A 7,214-nucleotide genomic window follows, 5' to 3' on the forward strand; every position below is an offset into this window, starting at 1 on the left:
TTATTTCCCTTTTCCTTATTTTTTTTCAGCTGCAACCTGTGCCGCTTTTTGAGCTTGCGCCTGTACTGCTTGAGCTTGATGTTCTTCGTTCTCACGCAGTTTTGCAATCACTGCATCGCGAGGCCCGTCGATAATGACACGGCCGTTATCAACCACCACAACGCGATTAACCATAGGTAAAACTTGTAAACGGTGTGTAACAACAACAACGGTTTTATCATGCGCCCATTGAGCCAAAACACCCAAGGCCTGACGCTCTGTCTGTTCATCCAAACCAGTTGTTGGTTCATCCAACAATACTACGCGAGGGTGAGAAAGCGTCAAACGTGCCAACGATACAATTTGTTTTTGTCCACCCGAAAGTCCTAAACCATCTTCACCCAAAGGCATATCCAAACCTTTAGGATGATTACGAACAAGCTGATCCAAATGGAAATTGTGCAATGCCCCCAGCAATTCCTGATCAGTTGAATACCCATTCATACGGCCCAAGTCCAAGTTCTCTCGCAATGTACCGAGGAATAATCTTGGAGATTGATTCAGCAAAGCAACTTTATCACGCAGAAAATTCGGATCAATTTGGCGGATGTCCACGTTATCCAGCAAAATATTGCCGCCTGTCGGATCATACAGGCCACTGGCCAACTTTAATAAAGTACTTTTACCGCTGCCAATCCGTCCTAAAATGGCAACTTTCTCACCAGGGCGAATGATCAGATTAAGATTGGAGATAGCAGGTTGTGTGTCTTCATTGTATTTGAATACAACATTGTCAAAAGTAAGCTGTCCCTGAACTTGATCAAGTGTTACATAGGCGCGCTCAGGGTCACGCTCAATCGGTCTTTCAACAATCGCATTGATACCATGAAGCGCATTTTTTGCCTGTTGGAAACGTATAGCCAATCCGGCAATTTTGCCTAATGAAGAGAGTGCACGACCGGAAAGGATAACTGAAGCAATCACTGCACCCATCGTAATACGCGCCTCAACTACGCTGTCATGAATCAAATAAGTACCTAAAACAACCAAACCCACGGTATTAAGCTGCTGTAGGCCTACGGTAAAGTTGGATACAAACTCATTAATTTCTTTAACTTTCATTGAGCTGGCTGCTGTCACCGCATTCAACTTATCCCAACGCTGCTGTGCCCAATTAGTCGCATTGTTGACTTTAAGTGTTTCGATACCTTCTACGGCTTCAACAGCCAAACCTTGACGTTGTGAGCTTTCTTTCATACTTTCATTAATGCGTTTAGCCAACATAGGCTGAACCGCAAAAGAAGCTACAATTACCAAAATACAGGTAATGATTGGTACGATTACAAGTTTTCCGCCAATAATGAATATTACCAACAAGAAAAGTAACAAAAACGGCGCATCGACCAAAACCAACAAACTAGCACTAGTCATAAATTCACGTACAGCTTCAAAATCCCGCAAATTGTTGGCATATGAACCGGATGAAATCGGACGCTCAATCAGACGTAAAGCCATCACACGTCTGAACAACGCAGAACTAATAATTAAATCTGCCTTTTTACCCGCAATATCTGTCAGACGCGAACGTATCATTTTACCGATAAACTCAAAGACAATCGCCAAAAATACGCCAATACTCAGCACCCACAAAGTAGAGTAAGCCTGATTTGGAATTACACGGTCATATACATTCATGACATACAGCGAACTGACCAATGCCAAAATATTGATAAGGAACGATGCTAAGATTACTTGGTAATAATACTTTTTAAACCGTCCGATGACTTTCCAAAACCATGCTTTGGGTAAATGGTACTCTGGCAACTCAGAGCGGTGGTCTGCAGTTAACTTGGGTTTAATGAACCAACAAAACCCCAAATATTGAGTTTCAAGCTCTTTATGGCTGACTTCATGTGCCGGCGCATCCCCAGAACGGATGACATAAACACGCTCTTCTCCTCGCCCTTTTACCTCACTGACAACTGCAGCTTCATCATTATGGAGAATAATGACTACAGGCATCGCAAGTGAAGGGATCTCAATCAGTTTGCGACGGGAAATATGGTTTTCAAACCCATAACTGCGTAAAACTTCACTCAGCGATTGGATATTGGCATTTAAATTTCGTTCTCTGGCAATGTTTGCTGCAAGAGCCTCTTCTGCAACAGGTTGATTAAGCAATTTTGTTGCAATGGCTAAATGTTTAATAATTGAATTCATAAAATCTATCTACAAAATAACGACAAATCAAAAACGGCCGTTTGCATTAAAATCTGGCACTTTAGCCCACTTGGCCAAACTAGCTTTGGCAAGCAGATACGCAACTGCTGCATCACGGTAGTCGTTTTGCGCCTCAACATAGTTGGTTTCAGTTGCCGCCAGTTCCGCATACGAACCCAAGACATCCAACAATGTTCGATTTGCAATATAAAACTGTTGCTCATAGTCTTTGGCTACTTTGGATTGAGTTGCAATCAATAGTTTCGCAATTTTGGCACGATGTTCATTCTGCTTCATATCCACTTTTGCCGTTTCTGCACGCTCTTGAATATCTCGTAACAATTCATCTGAACGCGATTTTGCCGACAGTGCCACCGCATGGCTTTTTTTGACAGCATAATCAGAAGATTTGTTATAAAAATCCCAACTCATTGTTACAGCAATACTTCTATCGCGATGCGTCGCACTGCCTTCCAAATTAATAGAGGGATATCTTGAGGCCTTGTTTACCTTAATATCAGATAATGCGCTGTTATATTCTGACTCCTGCGCTTTCACGCTTGGATGTTCTTTTGCCTGCGCCTTATCAAAAGAAGCAATCAACTGATCCGCATTCTGTTTACCAAATGGATCGACAATATCTTTCTCTGTCAAAATCTTAGCACTGTATTTATTCAGCTTACTTAATGCTACCGATAAAGTTTTTTGTAAATTAGCTTCATTAGACAAAGCCTGCAAATAGCGCGATTCTGCTTGCGTCTTTTCCGAACGGCGACCTGGATCATATTTACTAATAATACGTAAGTCAGCCAAAAATTTTTCATGGCGTTTGATGTTTCTCTTAGCAATCGCTATTGACTCTTTCGCACGTAATGCAGTCAGATAAAGCGTACTGATTGTATTGGCTAACTCCTCTCGGGTCTCATAATATTTATATTGGTAATACGCCATTTTATGCTTGTCGCGTTCGACAGCAGCCTGAATACCGCCCCAAGCATACAAATTCAAGCGCGATTTAATCCCTAAATCATCGCGCATTTTGGAATTGTCTGAAGTATGCCGCTGAGCCAAAACATTTTGCCCTGTTAAAGAAAAAGTCGGGTAATGCCCGGCCTTTGAGGCTTTCATGTCATTATAGGCACCCTCTGTATTGGCATTAGCTTCCTGTAATGTCGGGTCGTTTTGCAGCGAATAACGAAGTATATCGACCAACTCTACTGCGAAGGCTGAAGGTGATTGCAAAATGCCATACAGTAGCAATGCAATAAACTTCTGATGGGGATTTTTCATAAACAAATTTCTCTTTTTTAGTGCAGAAAATAAGACTTTTTCACTCTAGAAATTATAAATCAAATTAGTTAAATAAAGTACAAAATACAAGGTTTTCAGACGGCCTCAATGTGTAAAGCAGATAAAAAAACGCACCCGAAGGTGCGTTTTTCTAATAGATGTTACAAATTAAGCAATGGTGATATCTGAATCAACCCAAAGTTCATTAGAACCAGTGTTGTAAACATTATAAGTATTGCCTTCATGAGTAACTTGTGAGCTTGCAGCTTTGCTAATACCACTTAAGGTCACTTTATCGCCCGCATCACCATCAACAATTAACACGTTGTTATGAGATTTACCACTTGCATCAACAGTTGCTTTAGCACTGTGGTTTCTATCAACATCGCTTGCGCTGATAGTAACTGAGTTGTTTGACGTGCCGGTAATATCAATTTTCTCAAAATTAGAGATCATTGAAATAGTGGTTGTAATCGCTTTGCCATCTCGGTTCACAAATTGAAGTGTATCGAAATCACTGCCTCCATCAATAGATGCTCTGGTATTAATCGTACTAGATGTTCTCACGATGTCATCACCAGCCCCCATATTGATTGTTGGATTACCACCAGCTAAATAGAAGAAGCCATTGCCTGTCTCACGCGCTTCAAGGATATCATTACCAGCTCCCATGTTTATAGTACCAGCAATGTTTTTGAAACTCGCGAAGTCATTACCGTTACCCATATCAAGTGTATTACTACGATATTGAACACCGGTTGCATAGACAGAATCATCACCGCTACCAGTAGTTAGGCTAGATCTAATCAACGCACCCAAGTCACCAGTACCACCTTTAGTACCAATTAAGATAACATCATTTTCGTTACCGTAAGTTTCATTGGTATTACCAGCAAAACGACGGTAGTAAGTGTAAGCAACATCCTTAGACACAGAGTTACCCGCTAAGTCTGTTTCAACTACAGAGTAATGTACTTTCTTCGCTGTTGCACCTGAAGCAATACCCGTAGCAAACTCAAACTCACCATTGGCATTTGCTTTACCACTTCTATTATTGATAGAAATTGTTGAATTTTTCTCAGCTGTTCCGATTAAATTCATACTACCATCAATAATCGCATGGAATTCACCTGCTTTTTGGTCAAGCGTCATATTTAAGGTGTCGCTGGCTGATGCCGCATTACCTTTCACACGAGCTTGTAAGCTGTATGCAATACCACCCACTTTGGTGTTGTTTGGTAAGGTAAACGAGTTACCAGAACCAGAATTCCAAGTTTGACCACCGTCTGTACTGTATTCCCATTCAGAACCTGATGGAATACCAGACACGTTAACTTGACCATTTCTAGTATAGTTATCGTTATTAGACGCACCAGTATCTTGAGCTAATGATAGTTCAAGTTTAACAACCTTATTATTACCTGCCGGTTGACTCACAACCGCACTTTCGTTGCCTGCAGGGTCTTTCGCCTGAGCCGTCACTGGAGAGCCATCTTTCACTTTGTCTTGTGGAATGGTTGTGCTGCTCTGACCTGCTTCAACATTTGGTAACGTTGTAGGGTTGCTTGAAGTCCAGCTGCCGTCTGTCTGTTTGGTTAAAGTCACTTTTTCAGGCGTATCAGAACCTTCAGGAGTTACCGTTACTTCTACAGTATCACCTGCTTCTGCATCGCTTGGTACTTTCACAGTGACTGAACCATCTTCTGTAGATGGGGTGACCTCTGGTGCACTTGGTGCAGTCGTGTCAGGATTATTACCCGCATTCGCTGTACCTTCATTACTAATGTTACCTGCATTATCAGTTGCTTTCGCTTTTACTGGCGAACCATCTTGCACTTTATCTGCTGGAATCGTCGCTTTACCAGTTGCTGGCTCTACCGCAACATCTGGGTTATTCGAAGTCCAAGTGCCGTCTGTACCTTTAGTAATGGTTACAGTTTTCGGTGTACCCGCTTCATCAGTGTAGCTCACCTCTACAGACTTGGTATCCTCATCTGCAGGAGGAGTCACTTCTACTGAACCGTTGTCTTTTGCTTCAACAGTCGGTTTATCCGGTGCAGTCGTATCAGGGTTGTTACCTGCATTAGCTTTGCTTTCTCTACTGCCTACACCCCGACCATTAGCTGCATTAGCTCCCACCTCAGAGCCATCTTGTACTTTATCCGCTGGGATAGTTGCTTTACCAGTTGCTGACTCTACCACAACATCTGGGTTGTCCGAAGTCCAAGTACCATCTTCACCTTTCGTTAAGGTTGCAGTTTTTGGTTTACCTGCTTCATCGATATAACGTACTTTCATAGACTTAACGTATGGAGCTGCAGGAGGAGTAATTTCTACAGAACCATCTGTTTTTGCGGTTACTTCTGGCATTTCTGGAGAAAGATAAACTAACGGTACTGCGCTTTCATTACCTGCAGGATCTTTCGCCTGAACATGTACATCAGCAAATCCTTTAAGCTTATTAGCTGGAATAATAGTAGTATTATTACCTACATCAACACTCGGCACATTCTCTGGTTTATCTGAAATCCAGCTACCGTCCTGTTGTTTAGTCAAAGTAGCTAAAGTCTCAGCAGAAGCCTCAGTATCTGGTTCAAAACCATCACCTTTATAAATTCTTCGTTCAATTACAACAAAATCTCCAACTTCAGCGTCATTTGGCATTGTTACTCTTACAGAACGATCTTCTAATGCCTCCGCTTCCGGCATGCCTGGCGGAAGATCCGGATTACTAACCGCATGTTCAGTAGCTTCTTCGCCTTTGTTTCCTGCATTATCAGTTGCTGAGGCTTTCACTAGAGAGCCATCTTTCACTTTATCTGCTGGAAGTGTTATTTTGCCGGTCTCTGAATCTGGCAAGATAACATCTGGATTGGTCAAGAGATCAAATGGTTCAGATGGTATCCAACCCTCATTAGCATCTTTAATAATAGTTACTGTTTGTGGATTACCCTCTTCATCGATGTAGTTCACCTCAACAGATTTAGTATCTTCATCTGCTGGAGGGGTAATTTCAACAGTACCATTAATTTTCGCTTCAATAGTTGGTTTACCAGGTGCAGTTTTATCTGCATTTTCACCCGCTTGAGCTGTTATCGGTGCACTGTCGTTACCAGACGGATCTTTCGCCTGTGCAGTCACTTCAGAACCATCTTTCACTTTGTCTTGTGGAATAGTGGTGCTGTCTTTGCCTGCTTCAACGCTTGGCACTGTTTCAGGTTTGTCTGATGTCCAGCTGCCGTCTGCCTGTTTGGTCAAAGTCACTTTTTCTGGGGTGTCAGAACCTTCAGGGGTAACTGTCACTTCTACAGTATCACCTGCTTGGGCATCACCAGGCACTTTCACAGCCACTGAGCCATCGGTAGTTGATGGGGTCACTTCTGGTGCGCTTGGTGCAGTCGTGTCAGGATTATTACCTGCATTCACTGTACCTTCTTCACCTGCATTACCCGCAGTGTCCGTTGCTTTCGCAGTCACTGGAGAGCCATCTTTCACTTTATCTGCTGGGATGGTTGCTTTGCCAGTCGCTGGGTCTACTGCAACATCTGGGTTGTTTGAAGTCCAGTTGCCATCTTCACCTTTGGTTAAGGTAGCAGTTTTCGGTGTACCCGCTTCATCGGTGTAGCCCACTTCTACAGACTTGGTATCCGCATCTGCCGGAGGAGTCACTTCTACTGAGCCGTTGTCTTTTGCTTCAACAGTCGGTTTAGCCGGTGCAGTCGTGT

The 7,214-nt window shown here is 42.7% G+C and carries 3 protein-coding genes; all 3 read right to left on the reverse strand.

What is annotated here, in order from left to right; all coding sequences use genetic code 11:
* Positions 1–15 precede the first annotated feature (15 nt).
* The gene (locus HMPREF2865_RS03490; protein WP_070645638.1) at positions 16–2,199 is read right to left on the reverse strand and encodes a type I secretion system permease/ATPase; all 2,184 of its coding nucleotides are present in this window, start codon (positions 2,197–2,199) and stop codon (positions 16–18) included.
* Positions 2,200–2,226: 27 nt separating this feature from the next.
* Positions 2,227–3,489, reverse strand: coding sequence for a TolC family protein (locus HMPREF2865_RS03495; protein ID WP_070645639.1), 1,263 nt, complete (start codon positions 3,487–3,489; stop codon positions 2,227–2,229).
* A 168-nt stretch (positions 3,490–3,657) separates the two neighbouring features.
* The coding region (locus HMPREF2865_RS12235) for an autotransporter outer membrane beta-barrel domain-containing protein (protein ID WP_210399345.1) at positions 3,658–7,214 on the reverse strand (3,557 nt) is incomplete at its 5' end.

Source organism: Neisseria sp. HMSC073G10 (assembly GCF_001812605.1).
Classification (GTDB): Bacteria; Pseudomonadota; Gammaproteobacteria; order Burkholderiales; family Neisseriaceae; genus Neisseria; species Neisseria subflava_A.

Coding starts and splice junctions, on each gene's coding strand:
- HMPREF2865_RS03490 (WP_070645638.1), bottom strand. CDS start 2,199: ATGAATTCAATTATTAAACATTTAGCCATTGCAACAAAATTGCTTAAT.
- HMPREF2865_RS03495 (WP_070645639.1), bottom strand. CDS start 3,489: ATGAAAAATCCCCATCAGAAGTTTATTGCATTGCTACTGTATGGCATT.